Genomic DNA, 14,909 nt, shown 5'->3' with positions numbered 1-14,909 from the left:
AAAAGCGACTCCTAAGGAGTCGCTTTTTCTATACGGAATTATATCTTTAGTTAAACGTTTATTTTACTTTTTCTACAATAGCTTTGAACGCTTCGGGGTGGTTCATTGCCAAATCGGCAAGAACTTTACGGTTGAGCTGGATATCAGCTGCTTTAAGTTTACCCATAAATTGAGAGTAAGACAATCCGTGCAAGCGAGCTCCTGCGTTGATACGCACAATCCACAAAGCGCGGAAGGTTCTCTTCTTGTTACGGCGGTCGCGGTAAGCGTACTGCATTGCTTTCTCAACAGCGTTTTTGGCTACCGTCCAAACGTTTTTTCTGCGGCCAAAGAAACCTTTGGCTTGCTTCATTATTTTTTTTCTACGAGCTCTACGAGCTACAGCATTTACTGATCTTGGCATAAATTCCTTTTTTTAATTTTTGTAGCAGGTGGTTTGTGCTTAAAACAAACGCTTAGGGGTACCTACTCCACGGTTATTAATTTCCTACTATTTAAACAATTATTTTAAGCCTAATTGTTTCTTCACGCTTGCTTCGTCGTTAGAGTGAACGAGCGTAGCGTGGGTGAGTGCTAACTTGCGTTTTTTAGCTTTCTTAGTTAAGATGTGGCTTTTGAACGCGTGTTTTCTCTTGATTTTACCAGAGCCGGTGAGCTTGAAGCGCTTTTTAGCTCCAGATTTAGTTTTAATTTTTGGCATTTGCTTAGATTTTTATTGATATAATTCCGTCCTCCCCTGCCCCTCCCAAGGAGGGGAGTTATGGGAGTTTATTTTTGCCCTCATTTTTATCCTCCCCTTGGGGGAGGGTTAGGGAGGGGATTATTTTTTCTTGGGTAAGGGTGCGAGGAACATCGTCATACGTTTTCCTTCGAGTTTAGGCATTTGTTCTACTTTGCCATAGTCTTCGAGGTCGGTGGCGAGGCGCAAGAGGAGAATTTCCCCTTGGTCTTTATAGATGATAGAACGACCTTTGAAGAATACGTAGGCTTTTACTTTGGAGCCTTCTTTGAGGAACTTCTCGCCGTGTTTCTTCTTAAACTCATAGTCGTGGTCATCGGTTTGAGGGCCGAAGCGAATTTCCTTAATTACTACTTTGGTAGCTTTGGCTTTCATCTCTTTCTCACGCTTTTTTTGTTCATAAAGGAATTTCTTATAATCGATTACTTTACAAACAGGAGGCGTGGCGTTTGGTGAAATTTCCACCAAATCGAGTTCTAATTCATTAGCAATTTCTAATGCTTTGCGAGTGGGGTATACGCCTCCTTCGACGTTTTCCCCTACCAAACGCACCTCAGGAACGCGGATGTCGCGATTGATACGATGAGGTTGTTTGTCATCTCTGCCCGGTGTGTTACTTTTTTTTATGATGGCTATTTAAATTTAAAATTACTTTCACTATTCTAATTTGCTAATTAGCAAATTGTTTAATTGACTTAGCGACTTCGTCGTTGATGAGTTTAGCAAAGGCTTCTACGCTCATACTTCCTAAATCCTCACCACCGCGTTTGCGCACTGATACGGTGCCTTCTTTCTCTTCATTTTCGCCTACAATGAGCATATACGGGATTTTTTGGGTTTCGGCTTCGCGTATTTTTTTGCCCATAGTTTCAGCACGATTGTCTATCAGGGTGCGAATATCGGAATTTTCTAACAATCTCAAAACTTTTTGAGCATAATTTTCATATTTTTCGCTCAAAGATAGTACGATAGCTTGACTCGGGTTGAGCCATAATGGGAAGTTTCCGGCGGTGTGTTCCAATAAAATGGCTACAAAACGTTCCATACTTCCGAAAGGCGCACGGTGAATCATTACAGGGCGGTGCATTTCATTATCAGCGCCTTTATACCAAAGGTCGAAACGCTCTGGGAGGTTGTAATCTACCTGAATGGTACCCAATTGCCAGCTTCTGCCTAAGGCATCTTTCACCATAAAGTCGAGTTTAGGGCCATAGAAAGCGGCTTCACCTGTTTCGATTACATAGCTCAAACCTTTTTCTTTCGCAGCGTTGATGATGGCATTTTCGGCTTTTGCCCAATTCTCATCACTACCGATGTACTTGGTAGGATTTTCGGGGTCGCGCAACGATACTTGTGCGGTAAAATTGTCGAATCCAAGAGAACCAAATACATAGAGCACCAAATCGATTACGTGTTTGAACTCGTCGTCTAACTGTTCAGGAGTACAGAAGATGTGTGCATCATCTTGGGTAAAGCAACGCACACGGGTTAAACCGTGTAACTCGCCACTTTGTTCATAGCGATATACTGTACCAAACTCGGCGAAACGTTTTGGCAAATCTTTATAACTCCAAGGGTGTGAGTTGTATATCTCGCAGTGATGCGGACAGTTCATCGGTTTTAGTAAATACTCCTCGCCTTCGTTAGGGGTGGCAATGGGTTGGAAACTATCTTTCCCGTATTTATCCCAGTGACCTGAGGTTACATATAAATTCTTATGACCGATATGTGGGGTAACTACCTGCTCGTAACCGGCTTGTTTTTGGGCTTTGCGCAAGAAGGCTTCGAGGCGTTCGCGCAAGGTAGCTCCTTTGGGTAACCAGAGAGGTAAGCCTTGTCCTACCTTGTTAGAGAAGGTAAAGAGTTCGAGTTCTTTACCGAGCTTGCGGTGGTCGCGTTTTTTAGCTTCTTCAAGCAGTTCGAGATATTCGGTGAGTTCTTTTTGTTTAGGGAATGAGATACCATACACGCGGGTAAGTTGTGGGTTGTGCTCATCACCACGCCAATAAGCCCCAGCAGCGCTGAGTACTTTTACGGCTTTTACAAAGCCTGTGTTGGGGATATGCCCCCCACGACAAAGGTCGGTGAAGGTGCTGTGGTCGCAGAAGGTAATCGTACCATCTTCGAGGGCTTCGATGAGTTCGGTTTTGTACTCATTTTTGCCTGCGTAGTACGACAAGGCTTCGGCTTTGCTCACAGGGCGCATTTTGAAAGGGTGTTTGCCACGAGCGATTTCCAAGAATTTAGCTTCGATAGCAGGGAAATCTTTTTCGGAAATAGGTTTGCCGTTGAAATCGACATCGTAATAGAAACCATTAGCGATGGCAGGACCTATGGTGAGCTTGATGCCGGGGTAGAGCTCTTCGAGCGCTTGTGCCAAGATGTGCGCTGAGGAGTGCCAGAAAGCTTTTTTACCTTCGGGACTATCCCAAGTGTATAATATTAAACTACCGTCGGTCGTCAGGGGGGTAACGGTTTCTATGGTTTTGCCATTGAAGCTGGCAGAAAGGACGTTACGCGCCAGTCCCTCGCTGATAGAGGCTGCGATTTCGGCGGGAGTAATCCCACTTTGGTACTCTTTTACAGAGCCGTCGGGTAGTGTGATTTTAATCATTTTTTTGTTGTTGAAAATTGGTGTTGTTGTGTTAGAAAGTGCAAAAGTACAAAATAATTAGTAATTGACAATAAATAATGAAGAAAAATATTTAGAAAATGAGGTGAATGCCGATAATACCAGAAATACCAATAATACCAATAATACCGGAAATACCAGTAATCAACTTTGCCAAAGTTTGAAACCAAAACTGTAAGGAAGATTTATAAAGCACTGATTTTTAACTATGTTTTTTTGTAGGAATACTGTGTAAGTATTATCTTTGCAAAAAAAAGTTATGACCACTATAATAAAGAATAGAAAAAGAATTTCAAATATCTTTTCTAAGATAGAAGATAAAGAGTTAGAATTTCTTGTAAAAGAAACAGGAGTCGATAAATATAGCAAAAAACTTAAAGGAATAGAAATATTTAAGTTGCTAATTTTCGGTGCTTTGACAGATGATAGAGCTAGTCTAAGAACCTTTGAAAACTTTTATATCACAAATTTCTTTAAAATGATTGCTAAGATATCACTTACTAAAGTCATATCACACAGTAGCATTGCAGAAAGGATTGCTAAAATAAATGTAGTTTTCTTTGAAAGACTTTTTGCTTATTGCGTAAAGAAGTATGCACCTTTTTTAGAAGAAGGAATTACTTCTAAAATAAGTAGTTATGATTCTACAATAGTGAGTATCTCATCCAAACTACTCCATTTAGGAATGCAAAATGGACAGAAGAATAAAAAAGATGAGCAAGGAAAGCTAAGCTTAAAATTCACCATTGGATTTTCAAACTTACCATTCAAGTGTAAAATTCATCACCAGCAAGAAATGATAAGTGAAGATTTAGCACTTGGTGATATTCTCAAGGAACATACTGCTAATAAGGAAGATATAGCAGTGTTCGACAGAGGAATGAAAGACAGAAAGGTAATGGATGAGCTTTCAGATGAGCAGACTCAATATTTTGTCACCCGAATTTACAAAGACTCAAAGTATATTTTAGCAGAAGGGAGTCAAGTAAAGAAATTAGCTGAGCAAGATGAGCATCTGCGCTTAATTAGCAGTCAGAAAGTACATCTTTTCACTAAAAGTCAAAGGAGGACAAAAAATACCTTTCGTTTGATAGAGGGTAGACTGCTAAAGAAGGATGAGAAGAGAGGAGAAATTAAAGAAGAGAAGATACTGTTTTTAAGTAACTTAACCGATGATTTTAGTGATGAGCAAATAGCCGGAATTTATAGAAATCGTTGGAAGATAGAGCAGTATTTTCGTTTCATAAAACAAGAGCTTAACTTTAAACATTTCTTTTCAAGAAATCTCAATGGTATACAAGTGATGATGTATGTAATATTAATAGCATCAATATTACTATTGACATACATAAAAGAAGAAGGATTGAAAGGCTATAAAATCCCTAAAAGGCGATTTTGTTATGGTTTACAAGATGAAATAATTAAAGAAATTGTAATCCATTGCGGAGGAGATCCTTCAAAAATGTATTCTTATTCAGATAGTTAAAAATGTTCCTTACAACCTTAGTTTGAAACTTTGGCAAAGTGTGTACCCCTAAAAGTGACATATCTGAGCTATCGGAAGGAAACGGAAAAGTTCGGAAGAGAGCTGAGAGAAGTTTTGGTGAAAAAAGGGTGTAAGATGGGTGGGGTTAGCTTATAGAGAGCTTATAGGAAGCTTATACGAATCTTGGACGATTGGTATAGGAAGGGTATATAAATAGTTGATTCATAATATAATACAACAAGGCTAAAAATGTTAAAAACGGGATTTCGAGGCGAAAGAAAAGGGAAGAGGTGATAGGCCTTAGGGCATAGGCAATAGGGGGAGTGTGACAGAAAAAGGGAGAGATAATTAGATAATTAGCAAATTAGAAAATTAGTAAATGGGGAAGTGTGAGGTCTTAGGTCATAGATAATAAGGGGAAAGTGTAATAGAAACCTCCCCCTAGCCCCCTTCAATGGCGAGTCATTTATTTGGTAAGCCCCCGAACCCCGAAGGGGGACAAGCTGGAAAAGGAAACAAACCTCCCCTTTTACACATACTCCGCTCTCGCGATACACATACCCAGCTGTCGCTGGCTACCTTCAAAGGGGTAATTAATGACGAATGACGAATGACGAATGACGAAGGAAATGTGATGAAGATCTCTTGCTGGCTACCTTTAAAGGGGAATGTAGTGACGGAAAGGGGAAGGCAAGATGAAGGAATGATTTTTGGTTGATAAATTTAACTGATAATTAATGTATTGGTGGGGCTAAGGTGAGATTGAGGATAAAAAAACACGGAAAAAATTTGCAGTTAAAAAAAACTGTTGTACTTTTGCGCCGTCAATCATTGAAACGTTCATCATTTGCGGGTGTGGTGAAATTGGTAGACACGCTAGACTTAGGATCTAGTGCTTCACGGCGTGGGGGTTCGAGTCCCTTCACCCGCACAAGAGCCTTAATTCATCAGTAGTGAATTAAGGCTTTTTTATTTTTATATAAAGGAGATTGGCAAGTGTTAGTATAAAGCCCCCGAGCCCCCGAAGGGGGACAATCTGCAAAAGCGAAGGGGGGAAGGGACACAAAAGTGATTTTGATTTGCTATAAAACAGACAATAACTATGCAGAAAACAACTATCATCAGTATTATTCCTCTACTCGTATTCGTAGCATTATTTTTAGGTAGTGGCTTGTATTTCGACAACTTCTACTCGCTACCTGCTCCTATTATTGCACTTTTTTCGGTGGTAGTGGCTTTGCTTATCTACCGAGCTCCTATGAAAGAGAAAATAGTATTGTTCTTTAAAGGGGCGGGTGATAGCAATGTGCTACAAATGTGTATGATTGCACTTTTGGCTGGGGCATTTGCTTCGGTGGCAAATGCTTTGGGAAGTACGCATAGTATTGTGAATATGGGTATGTATTACATCTCGCCAGAGTATTTCCCGGTAGGGATTTTTATCATTGCATCGTTTCTTTCATTTGCTACGGGCACTTCGGTGGGTACTATTATGACGCTTTCGCCGATAGTGTTTGACCTTGCCACCCAAAGCCAGTCGAATACGGCACTCATAGGCGCATCACTGCTATCGGGTGCGATGTTTGGCGATAACCTATCTCTTATTTCGGACACGACGATTGCCGCCACACAGTCGGTTGGATGTCAGATGAACGAAAAAATGAAGGCGAATGCTAAAGTTGCGATACCAATGGCGATTCTGGCGGTTATCATACTGCTGTTCATAGGAAACCCTGACGCCGAAAATTACCTTCACAATCAGTTGTATAGCGATTTTAACGCTGTGCTTATTTTGCCTTATGTGGCAGTGGTGATAATTGCGCTTTTTGGGGTAAACGTATTTGTGTCGCTTTTCTTAGGTATTCTTATCTCGGGGGTGATAGGGTTTGCGTACGGCAAGTTTCATTTCTTGCAGTTTGCTACCGACATTCACAAAGGTTTTATGGGAATGGCTGATACCTTCTTCTTATACTTTATCATAGGAGGATTGGCGTTTTTGGTAGAGCATTTTGGCGGGATTCGGTTTTTGATGAACCTCATTACTCAGCGCATCAAAAGTGGCTCGTCGGCTCTTTTAGGGATGGGCTTTTTGGTGACAGTAGCCGATGTGTGCGTGGCGAATAACACGGTGGCTATTCTCATCGCTTCGAAGACGAGCAAAACGATTGCTGAACAGTTTAAAATACCATTGCGCAGTGTGGCATCGGTATTGGATATCTTCTCTTGTTATGCGCAGGGGCTTATCCCGTATGGAGCGCAGGTAATTGCCCTATACAAATTTGCCGATACGATAGATTACCCCCAGCTGGTGATGTATGCTATTTACTTACATTTACTGCTGATAGGCACTTTGGGGTATATTTATGTGGGTAAAAAGTAATAAAAAAGTTGTTTTTATACAGCATTAACAGTGATGTCTTCTACTTTATAAGTGTTTGTATTCTATTAAACTACATAAGTTTATCATAACAGACTATAAAATTATTGTAAAATAATTGCAAAAAAATTTGCAATTATCAAAATATTGTTTTAATTTTACGGCGAATTTAATTGACTTACCTAAAAGCCAATCTTTTGACTTTTCCGTAGCCAGAATACCAAACCTTATGAACGACCCACTATTGCTACCATACCTCCCTGTTATTCAGGGAAGGCATCAGCACTTTATCGATGTCCTTCATAGAGTGCAAGGGGACGCTAAGTGCCTGGCTGATGCTTGTAATTCGCACCTCTACTACGGTCTGCACCGTACTCATACAGAATGGGTGCTACGCGAGTGGGCTCCAAATGCAACGGCTATCTTTCTTCTTTGTGATAGCAACGACTGGCAAAAAAACAAACACTATTCTTTCACTAAACTAAACGACCAAGACTGGGAATTGCGTCTTCCTGCTAATATCCTCCGCCACGAAATGCTCTACAAACTACTTGTGGAATGGGAAGGAGGCAGTGGCGAACGCCTCCCCTCACATACTACCCGCGCTGTGCAGGACGATTATACCAAGGTGTTTTCCGCCCAAGTGTGGTGTCCCGAGCACCCCTACCACTGGCAATACCCGCGCCCCAAAGCTGTTCCACACCCGCTTATCTACGAAGCACATATAGGGATGAGTACCGAGCACCAGCGCGTAAGTACTTTTATAGAGTTCCGCCTCTATGTGCTACCTCGTATCGCAGCTTTGGGCTATAACACCCTCCAGCTGATGGCAATACAAGAACACCCTTACTACGGTTCTTTTGGCTATCAGGTGGCTAACTTCTTTGCGGTGAGTTCACGCTTTGGCACCCCCGAAGAACTCAAAGAACTCATCGATGCTACCCACGGCTTGGGCATACGTGTACTGCTTGATATTGTACACTCGCATTCGGTAAGCAACGAGGCAGAAGGGCTCAGCCTCTTCGACGGTACCGACTATCTTTACTTCCACCGCGGTGAGCGCGGTAAACACCCTGCTTGGGACTCCCGCTGTTTTGACTATGGTAAGCCCCAAGTACTGAATTTTTTACTTTCTAACTGTAAGTATTGGTTAGAAGAATATCGCTTCGACGGTTTCCGCTTCGACGGCGTTACCAGTATGATTTATTACGATCACGGTTTGGGCAAAGCCTTTACCAATTATAGTTTCTATTATGATGGCAATGAGGACGACGACGCTTTGGTGTATCTCACTATGGCTAACCAACTTATTCACGAGCTCTACCCCGAAGCGCTGACCATTGCCGAAGAGATGAGCGGATTGCCTGGTCTTGCCTCGCCTATTGCTGAAAAAGGCATAGGCTTCGATTACAAGCTGAGTATGGGTATTCCCGATTATTGGATTAAGCTCCTCAAAGAAGTCCCCGATGAGCAGTGGCACGTAGGCAATATCTATTACGAATTGACTAACAAACGCGCCGAAGAGCGCACCATCAGTTATGCCGAAAGCCACGACCAAGCCCTCGTAGGTGATAAAACGATTTTTTTCTGGCTCACTGATAAGGAAGTGTATACGGGTATGAGCGTGTTCGACCACAGTCTCATCATCGACCGTGCGATGGCTTTGCACAAGATGATACGTTTGGTAACTCTTGGTACCGCAGGTGGGGGATACCTCAACTTTATGGGCAACGAATGGGGACACCCTGAGTGGATTGACTTTCCGCGTGCTGGCAACAACTGGAGTTATGCCCACGCACGCAGGCTATGGAGTTTGGTAGACGACTCTAACCTGAAGTTTAAATACCTCAACGCTTTTGATAGCGCGATGATACACTTTGCCACCGAAAGTAAGTTCCTAGACCGAGAACCTCATATATTGGTGCGCGACATCGAGCGACAGCTACTCATATTCGAGCGGAGTGGGTACTTATTTGTTTTCAGTTTTAACCCCACTACCTCCTACACCGATTATCAGTTTGATGTGCCAGCAGGTAAATACACAACGGTACTGAATACTGATAACCCCGCCTTTGGAGGTGATAACCGCATCGATGAAAGCGTAGAGCATTTTACGCAGTACACCGGCAAGGAGAATTTGCTATCGTTGTATATACCAGCGAGAATTGGAATAGTATTAAAAATTGACAATTGATAATTGACAATTGGTTGTGAGCCAGATTATGTTAATTATTAATTGTGATTACTATTAATCATCTATTGAAAAATTATGAAAAACAATATTGTTAAAGAAAAGTCCTTTGATTTTGCTATTCGCATTGTAAAACTTACAAGAATATTACAAGAAGATAAAAGAGAATTTGTAATCAGTAAACAATTGTTGCGTTGTGCTACTTCAGTAGGTGCTTGTGTAAGAGAATCAGAACACGCTGAAAGTGATAGTGATTTCATACATAAATTACAAATAGGACTCAAAGAAGCTAACGAAACTGAATATTGGTTAGATCTATTATATGCAACTCAATATCTTAATGAGAAAGAATATGAATCAATAATAGCTAACTGCAAAGAAATATTAAAACTACTCATTTCAATAATTAAAACTAAGAAAGAAAACACCAAAAAGGAAAGTTCTAATAAAAACTAATAATCACACCCTTTTGACAATTGACATTGTCAATTGTCAATTATTAATTGTTAATTGAAATATGAGTTATTTATCATTCAAAAAAGACCAACTTATTAATCTTGAATACTCTCTGGATAGAGAGTTTCTCGGTACGAACCGAGGGGGAGGCTACTGCTCCTCTACTCTCGTTTTTTGCAATACCCGTAAATACCACGGGCTACTGGTAGTGCCTATTGAAAAGTTCAGAGGCAAAAACTACGTGATGCTCTCCTCCTTAGATGAAAGTATCATTCAGCACGGACGCGATTTCAATTTCGGCGTTCATAAATACGAAGGTACCTATGAACCGCGCGGGCATAAGTATATCGTAGATATTTCCTACGAAAAAGCTTTTACCGTTACTTACCAAGTAGGTGGTGTACTGCTGAAAAAAGAAATCTTGATGATGCACAATGCTCCCCAAGTATTGATACGCTATACGCTACTAGAAGCCCATTCGGCTACCCTTTTGCGCCTAAACCCTCTCTTGGCTTTCCGCGATATACATTCTCTTAGCAAGCAAAACCCCGTAGCCAACACCCAAGCCGAAGCAGTAGGCGGTGGCGTGCGTGTAAAACTATACCCAGAGTTTCCTTATCTCTATATGCAACTCAGCAAATCCGCTAATTTTGGTGGTGGGGCTTATTGGAACAACAACATCTATTATACCAAAGAAAAAGAACGCGGGTATGACTACCAAGAAGACCTCCTAAGTGTAGGAGCTTTTGAGGTGAGCCTCAAGAAAGGCGAAAGCATCGTCTTTTCAGCCAGCTTAGAGGAAGCTAATCCTAAGAACCTCGCTAAGGATTTTACCAAGCACCTTAAAGAGCGCGCCGACCGCAATTCGTTTGAAGAATGCTTGCAGTACGCCGCCTCTCAGTTTATTATTCACAAGGCAGGCGAAACCCGTATCAAGGCAGGTTATCACTGGTTCGACAGCAATATGCGCGACACTTTTATTGCCTTGCCAGGTATTGCTCTATCGGGCAGTACAGCCAAGATATTTGAAGACGTGCTCACCTCTACTCAAAAATACTTCTACGAAGGGCTTTTTGCTAAGGAAATCAGTACGCACAATATACACCCTGAATATGATGCCGACACCTCGTTGTGGTTCTTTTGGACGCTTCAACAGTATGAAAAGGAAACTATTAAGAGTAAGAAACAAATTTGGAAGGAGTATGGCGATACAATCAAAAGTATCTTAAACGCCTACAAGCAAGGCATTCATAAGAATATCCGTATGGAAGTTAATGGACTTATATGGAGTGATGACCTTACACGTCCGCTTACGTGGTTTGATGCGCAAAGCGATTACGGTGCTATCGTGCCACGCAACGGTTATGTAGTAGAAGTGAATGCCCTCTGGTATAATGCCGTGTGTTACGCCCTTGCCTTAGCAGAAGAGGCAAAAGATAAAACTTTCCTCGGCGAGTGGTTTACGCTACCTGAAACCATCGAAAAGAGCTTTGTAGAGACTTTTTGGATAGAAGACAAGAAATACCTTGCCGACTATGCCAACCGCACAAATAAAAACACCGATGTACGCCCTAATCAGCTCATCGTTTGTGCTCTCGACTATGCTCCCATAAACGAGAAGACTAAGAAGAGAGTATTGGACATTGTTACCCAAGAGTTGCTCACCCCTCGCGGGTTGCGCAGTTTATCTCCTCAAAACCCTCGTTATGAAGGCGTGAGTGTAGGCAATGTATATGCGCGAGACAAAGCCACCTTCAACGGGTCAGCACACCCTTGGTTTATTGGGTTCTATATAGAGGCTTATCTGAAAATCTTTGGAGCACAGTACCTGCCAGAAGCGCAAGCTATCTTGGAAAACTTTGAAGAAGAGCTCAACGAACACGGCGTATGTACTATATCGGCTATTTACGACGGCAATCCACCATTCCACTCACGCGGTTGTATTGCCAAAGCTAAGAATGTAGCTGAGATATTACGTGCTCAATGGCTACTGAGCCAGATGCCTGCAACACTTTGAGAAAGTTATTTTAATATGATAAGAAATATTTTAATATTATTGATATGTGTCTTGTGCTGTTCTTGCCTTAGTAAAGAAAGTGATTACACCAATAATGGAGTTAAAGAAATACAAAAAGTGACACTTACAATTACAGGAGAAATGGGAGAAGCCTTTAGTTGGCCTGAAGTGAAATTCGAATGTTTTAAAGCACTAATAGGTAATAAAGAACTTTGTTTTGGCAACAACCAAATAAAAGGTATTACCCTTGAAAAAGGTTATAAATATCAGTTGAAAGTCAAGAGAATCATCTATGACTACCCTATTCAAGATGGTAACCTGCCCGATGATTATGAGTTAATCAGCATCATCTCAAAAGAAAAATTAGAATAACGCTCTTCTTGCTCCCTGCGTGGGAGGGGATCGGGGAAGGAATAAATAAAAGCATATGAAGAAAGCAAGAGTATTAATGTTTGGATGGGAATTTCCCCCTCATATCAGTGGGGGATTAGGAACAGCCTGCTTGGGTATAGCCCAAGGATTGGCTAAAAACGGCGTAAAAGTGCTGTTTGTGATGCCAAAAGCTTCCGGTGATGAGGACGGCAATGTGGCTAAGATTATCAACGCTAGCGATGTAGAGATGTTGCAAAACGCTGAAAAGATTGAAGATTTCTGGAAACACATCAATTTTATGGAGATAGGTTCGAACCTCGTGCCTTACCTGGACCCCGAAACCTTCGCCCGCGAACGTGATGCTTACCTCAAAGAAGGCGAACACCGCGAGCGCATTTCGTATCATAACAAATTTCAGTTTTCAGGCAAATACGGTGCAAATCTGATGGAAGAGGTCTACCGCTACGCCTTAGTAGCGGGCACAGTTGCCCAACGCTATGAGTTCGACGTGATTCACGCCCACGACTGGCTTACCTATAGTGCGGGTATCATCGCCAAAAAGATTTCCGGCAAACCCCTTATCGTACACGTGCACGCTACCGAATACGACCGTGGGGGCGAGTATAACCGCAACACATTGGTCTACGACATCGAAAAACGCGGTATGGAAGCTGCCGATAGAGTAGTAACCGTGAGCAACTGGACGCGCAATATCGTCATTGAAAAATACGGTATCCCTGCCGAGAAGGTGATTACTGTGCACAATGCAGTAGACTTTAAAGCCGAAACTGATGCCAAAGAAGAACGCGGTATCAAGGATAAAATCGTTACTTTCTTAGGGCGTATCACCTTGCAAAAGGGTCCTGAATACTTCGTTGAGGCAGCTGCAAAAGTGATGAAACGTATGCCTAACGTACGCTTTGTAATGGCAGGTAGTGGCGAGAAAATGAACCCCTTAGTGCGCCGTGTTGCACAATTGGGATTGGGAACCCGCTTCCACTTCACAGGTTTCCTCAGAGGTAACGACGTACAGCGTATGTTTCAATACAGCGATGTGTATGTGATGCCCTCAGTATCTGAGCCCTTTGGGATTTCTCCTTTGGAAGCAATGCGCTCAGGAGTACCTACTATCATCTCCAAACAATCGGGAGTGGCTGAGGTACTCCACCACGCTATCAAAGTAGACTATTGGGATATCAACGCCCTTGCCGATGCTATTTATGGCATTTTGGCTTACCCCACCCTCGCTCACTATATGCAACGTGAAGGGTACGACGAGGTAAACCAACTGAAATGGGAAAAAGCTTCCTTGAAACTTAAAAACATTTACGAATCTTTAATATAAAATAACCAACGATGAAAAAGTCAATTTGTATCTATTTCCAAATCCATCACCCCGAACGTCTTAGAAAGTATCAATTCTTCGACATCGGCAAGAAACATAATTACTTCGATAATTACGCCAATCGATCTGAGCTTGAAGATTTGGCTGAGCATTGCTATCTACCTGCTAACGCCTTGCTCTTGGAGCTTATCAATAAATACAAAGGCAAGTTCAAAGTAGCTTTTTCTATCACAGGAAGTGCTATCGACCAGCTCGAAATGCACACTCCTGAGGTGATACGCTCTTTCCAAGAACTCGCCCAAACCGGTAGTGTAGAGTTTTTGGCAGAAACTTATTCCCACTCTTTGGCTTCGCTTTCCGATGATACCGATGAGTTCGAACAACAAGTAAAACGACATACTACGGCTATCAAACAGCTCTTTGGCAAGAAGCCTGTAACTTTTCGCAACACCTCTCTCATCTATTCCGATGCCATAGGCGAACGCGTCGCAAAACTCGGGTTCAAGACGATGCTCACCGATGGAGCCAAGCACGTATTGGGTTGGAAGAGTCCAAACTTTGTCTACAAAAACGCTATCGACGAAAACCTCAACCTTTTGCTCAAAAACAGCAAACTCAGTGATGATATCGCCATACGCTTTTCCGATAGAAATTGGAGTGAATACCCACTCACTTCCGAAAAGTATATCAGTTGGGTGAAAAACAGCTTGCAAGATAGCGAGGTGCTCAACCTCTTTATGAACTACGAGGTAATAGGCTATTACAACAACGCCCAAAGCGGTATTTTCGACTTCTTGCGCTACTTCATCACCTATATGATGGAAGACGATAACTATGAGTTCTTATTGCCTAAGGAAGTAGCCAAAAAGCATCCTGCTAAAGATGTCTTGCCTGTGCCCTACCCTATTTCTTGGACAGACGAAGAGCGCGATACCACCTCTTGGTTGGGTAACGAGTTGCAAAAAGAAGCCTTCCGAGAGCTCTTTAAGATACAACCAGAAGTAAGAAAGAAAAAGAACGCCGACCTAATAGACGATTATACTCGTCTGCAAGCCAGTGAGCACTTTTATTTTATGCGCACTAAGCTCTTTTCAGGTGCCGATTATCACAAGTACCGCTTACCCTACGATTCGCCCTACGAAGCCTTCATCAACTATATGAACGTGCTCAGCGATTTCATCGAAAGATGCAAACCACACGAGCAAGAAGAGGTGCAACCTGCACAAGTAACAAAGAAAAAGAGGCAGACAAGGAAAAAGTGAAAAGTCACTTTTCAGTCCCCTTCTCCCCCTAT

At 42.1% G+C, this 14,909-nt stretch carries 12 protein-coding genes, 1 tRNA gene and 1 pseudogene; 10 read left to right on the top strand and 4 right to left on the bottom strand.

Annotated elements, in window-relative coordinates; genetic code table 11:
• Positions 1-58 precede the first annotated feature (58 nt).
• The 4 genes from rplT to thrS all read right to left on the bottom strand — a co-directional run bounded on the left by rplT (position 59) and on the right by thrS (position 3,353).
• A complete protein-coding gene (gene rplT, locus HW278_RS06615; RefSeq protein WP_002674637.1) occupies positions 59-403 on the bottom strand; it encodes a 50S ribosomal protein L20 in 345 nt (114 codons plus the stop codon).
• Between the two features lie 99 nt (positions 404-502).
• Positions 503-700, bottom strand: a complete 198-nt coding sequence (rpmI, locus tag HW278_RS06610) for a 50S ribosomal protein L35 (protein WP_002674635.1) — start codon at positions 698-700, stop codon at positions 503-505.
• A gap of 120 nt (positions 701-820) precedes the next feature.
• Positions 821-1,318: a translation initiation factor IF-3 gene (infC, locus tag HW278_RS06605; protein WP_106096058.1), complete on the bottom strand. Its 498-nt coding sequence runs from the start codon at positions 1,316-1,318 to the stop codon at positions 821-823.
• Between the two features lie 91 nt (positions 1,319-1,409).
• A complete protein-coding gene (gene thrS, locus HW278_RS06600) occupies positions 1,410-3,353 on the bottom strand; it encodes a threonine--tRNA ligase (protein WP_178977331.1) in 1,944 nt (647 codons plus the stop codon).
• Between the two features lie 277 nt (positions 3,354-3,630).
• Here thrS and HW278_RS06595 point away from each other — a divergent pair, with 277 nt between their 5' ends.
• The 10 genes and pseudogenes from HW278_RS06595 (at position 3,631) to HW278_RS06555 (ending at position 14,877) form a co-directional block, all read left to right on the top strand.
• Positions 3,631-4,857: an IS4 family transposase gene (locus HW278_RS06595; protein WP_178977050.1), complete on the top strand. Its 1,227-nt coding sequence runs from the start codon at positions 3,631-3,633 to the stop codon at positions 4,855-4,857.
• 464 nt (positions 4,858-5,321) lie between these two features.
• Positions 5,322-5,464: pseudogene (locus tag HW278_RS12535) on the top strand (phosphinothricin acetyltransferase).
• Positions 5,465-5,706: 242 nt separating this feature from the next.
• Positions 5,707-5,788: transfer RNA gene (locus tag HW278_RS06590), tRNA-Leu, on the top strand.
• A 171-nt stretch (positions 5,789-5,959) separates the two neighbouring features.
• Complete coding sequence (locus HW278_RS06585; RefSeq protein WP_178977330.1) at positions 5,960-7,237, top strand: Na+/H+ antiporter NhaC family protein; 1,278 nt, start codon at positions 5,960-5,962, stop codon at positions 7,235-7,237.
• 226 nt (positions 7,238-7,463) lie between these two features.
• Positions 7,464-9,428: an alpha amylase C-terminal domain-containing protein gene (locus tag HW278_RS06580; protein ID WP_178977329.1), complete on the top strand. Its 1,965-nt coding sequence runs from the start codon at positions 7,464-7,466 to the stop codon at positions 9,426-9,428.
• A gap of 75 nt (positions 9,429-9,503) precedes the next feature.
• Positions 9,504-9,881 (top strand): four helix bundle protein, encoded by a 378-nt coding sequence (locus tag HW278_RS06575; protein WP_009420544.1) that lies wholly within the window; start codon positions 9,504-9,506, stop codon positions 9,879-9,881.
• Between the two features lie 61 nt (positions 9,882-9,942).
• Positions 9,943-11,898, top strand: coding sequence for a glycogen debranching enzyme N-terminal domain-containing protein (locus tag HW278_RS06570; protein WP_178977328.1), 1,956 nt, complete (start codon positions 9,943-9,945; stop codon positions 11,896-11,898).
• Between the two features lie 117 nt (positions 11,899-12,015).
• Complete coding sequence (locus HW278_RS06565; RefSeq protein ID WP_255493536.1) at positions 12,016-12,270, top strand: DUF4377 domain-containing protein; 255 nt, start codon at positions 12,016-12,018, stop codon at positions 12,268-12,270.
• 55 nt (positions 12,271-12,325) lie between these two features.
• Complete coding sequence (locus HW278_RS06560) at positions 12,326-13,615, top strand: glycosyltransferase family 4 protein (protein ID WP_015782205.1); 1,290 nt, start codon at positions 12,326-12,328, stop codon at positions 13,613-13,615.
• A gap of 11 nt (positions 13,616-13,626) precedes the next feature.
• The gene (locus tag HW278_RS06555; RefSeq protein ID WP_178977326.1) at positions 13,627-14,877 is read left to right on the top strand and encodes a glycoside hydrolase family 57 protein; all 1,251 of its coding nucleotides are present in this window, start codon (positions 13,627-13,629) and stop codon (positions 14,875-14,877) included.
• The last annotated feature ends 32 nt before the right edge of the window (positions 14,878-14,909 follow it).

This window comes from Capnocytophaga sp. oral taxon 902 (genome assembly GCF_013394735.1).
GTDB classification, from domain to species: domain Bacteria; phylum Bacteroidota; class Bacteroidia; order Flavobacteriales; family Flavobacteriaceae; genus Capnocytophaga; species Capnocytophaga ochracea.
This window is presented reverse-complemented; position numbering and strand designations above follow the sequence as displayed.

Bases quoted from the DNA above. Each gene is read 5' to 3' on its own strand.
- rplT (WP_002674637.1), bottom strand. From the start codon at position 403: ATGCCAAGATCAGTAAATGCTGTAGCTCGTAGAGCTCGTAGAAAAAAA.
- rpmI (WP_002674635.1), bottom strand. From the start codon at position 700: ATGCCAAAAATTAAAACTAAATCTGGAGCTAAAAAGCGCTTCAAGCTC.
- thrS (WP_178977331.1), bottom strand. From the start codon at position 3,353: ATGATTAAAATCACACTACCCGACGGCTCTGTAAAAGAGTACCAAAGT.
- HW278_RS06595 (WP_178977050.1), top strand. From the start codon at position 3,631: ATGACCACTATAATAAAGAATAGAAAAAGAATTTCAAATATCTTTTCT.
- HW278_RS06585 (WP_178977330.1), top strand. From the start codon at position 5,960: ATGCAGAAAACAACTATCATCAGTATTATTCCTCTACTCGTATTCGTA.
- HW278_RS06580 (WP_178977329.1), top strand. From the start codon at position 7,464: ATGAACGACCCACTATTGCTACCATACCTCCCTGTTATTCAGGGAAGG.
- HW278_RS06575 (WP_009420544.1), top strand. From the start codon at position 9,504: ATGAAAAACAATATTGTTAAAGAAAAGTCCTTTGATTTTGCTATTCGC.
- HW278_RS06570 (WP_178977328.1), top strand. From the start codon at position 9,943: ATGAGTTATTTATCATTCAAAAAAGACCAACTTATTAATCTTGAATAC.
- HW278_RS06560 (WP_015782205.1), top strand. From the start codon at position 12,326: ATGAAGAAAGCAAGAGTATTAATGTTTGGATGGGAATTTCCCCCTCAT.
- HW278_RS06555 (WP_178977326.1), top strand. From the start codon at position 13,627: ATGAAAAAGTCAATTTGTATCTATTTCCAAATCCATCACCCCGAACGT.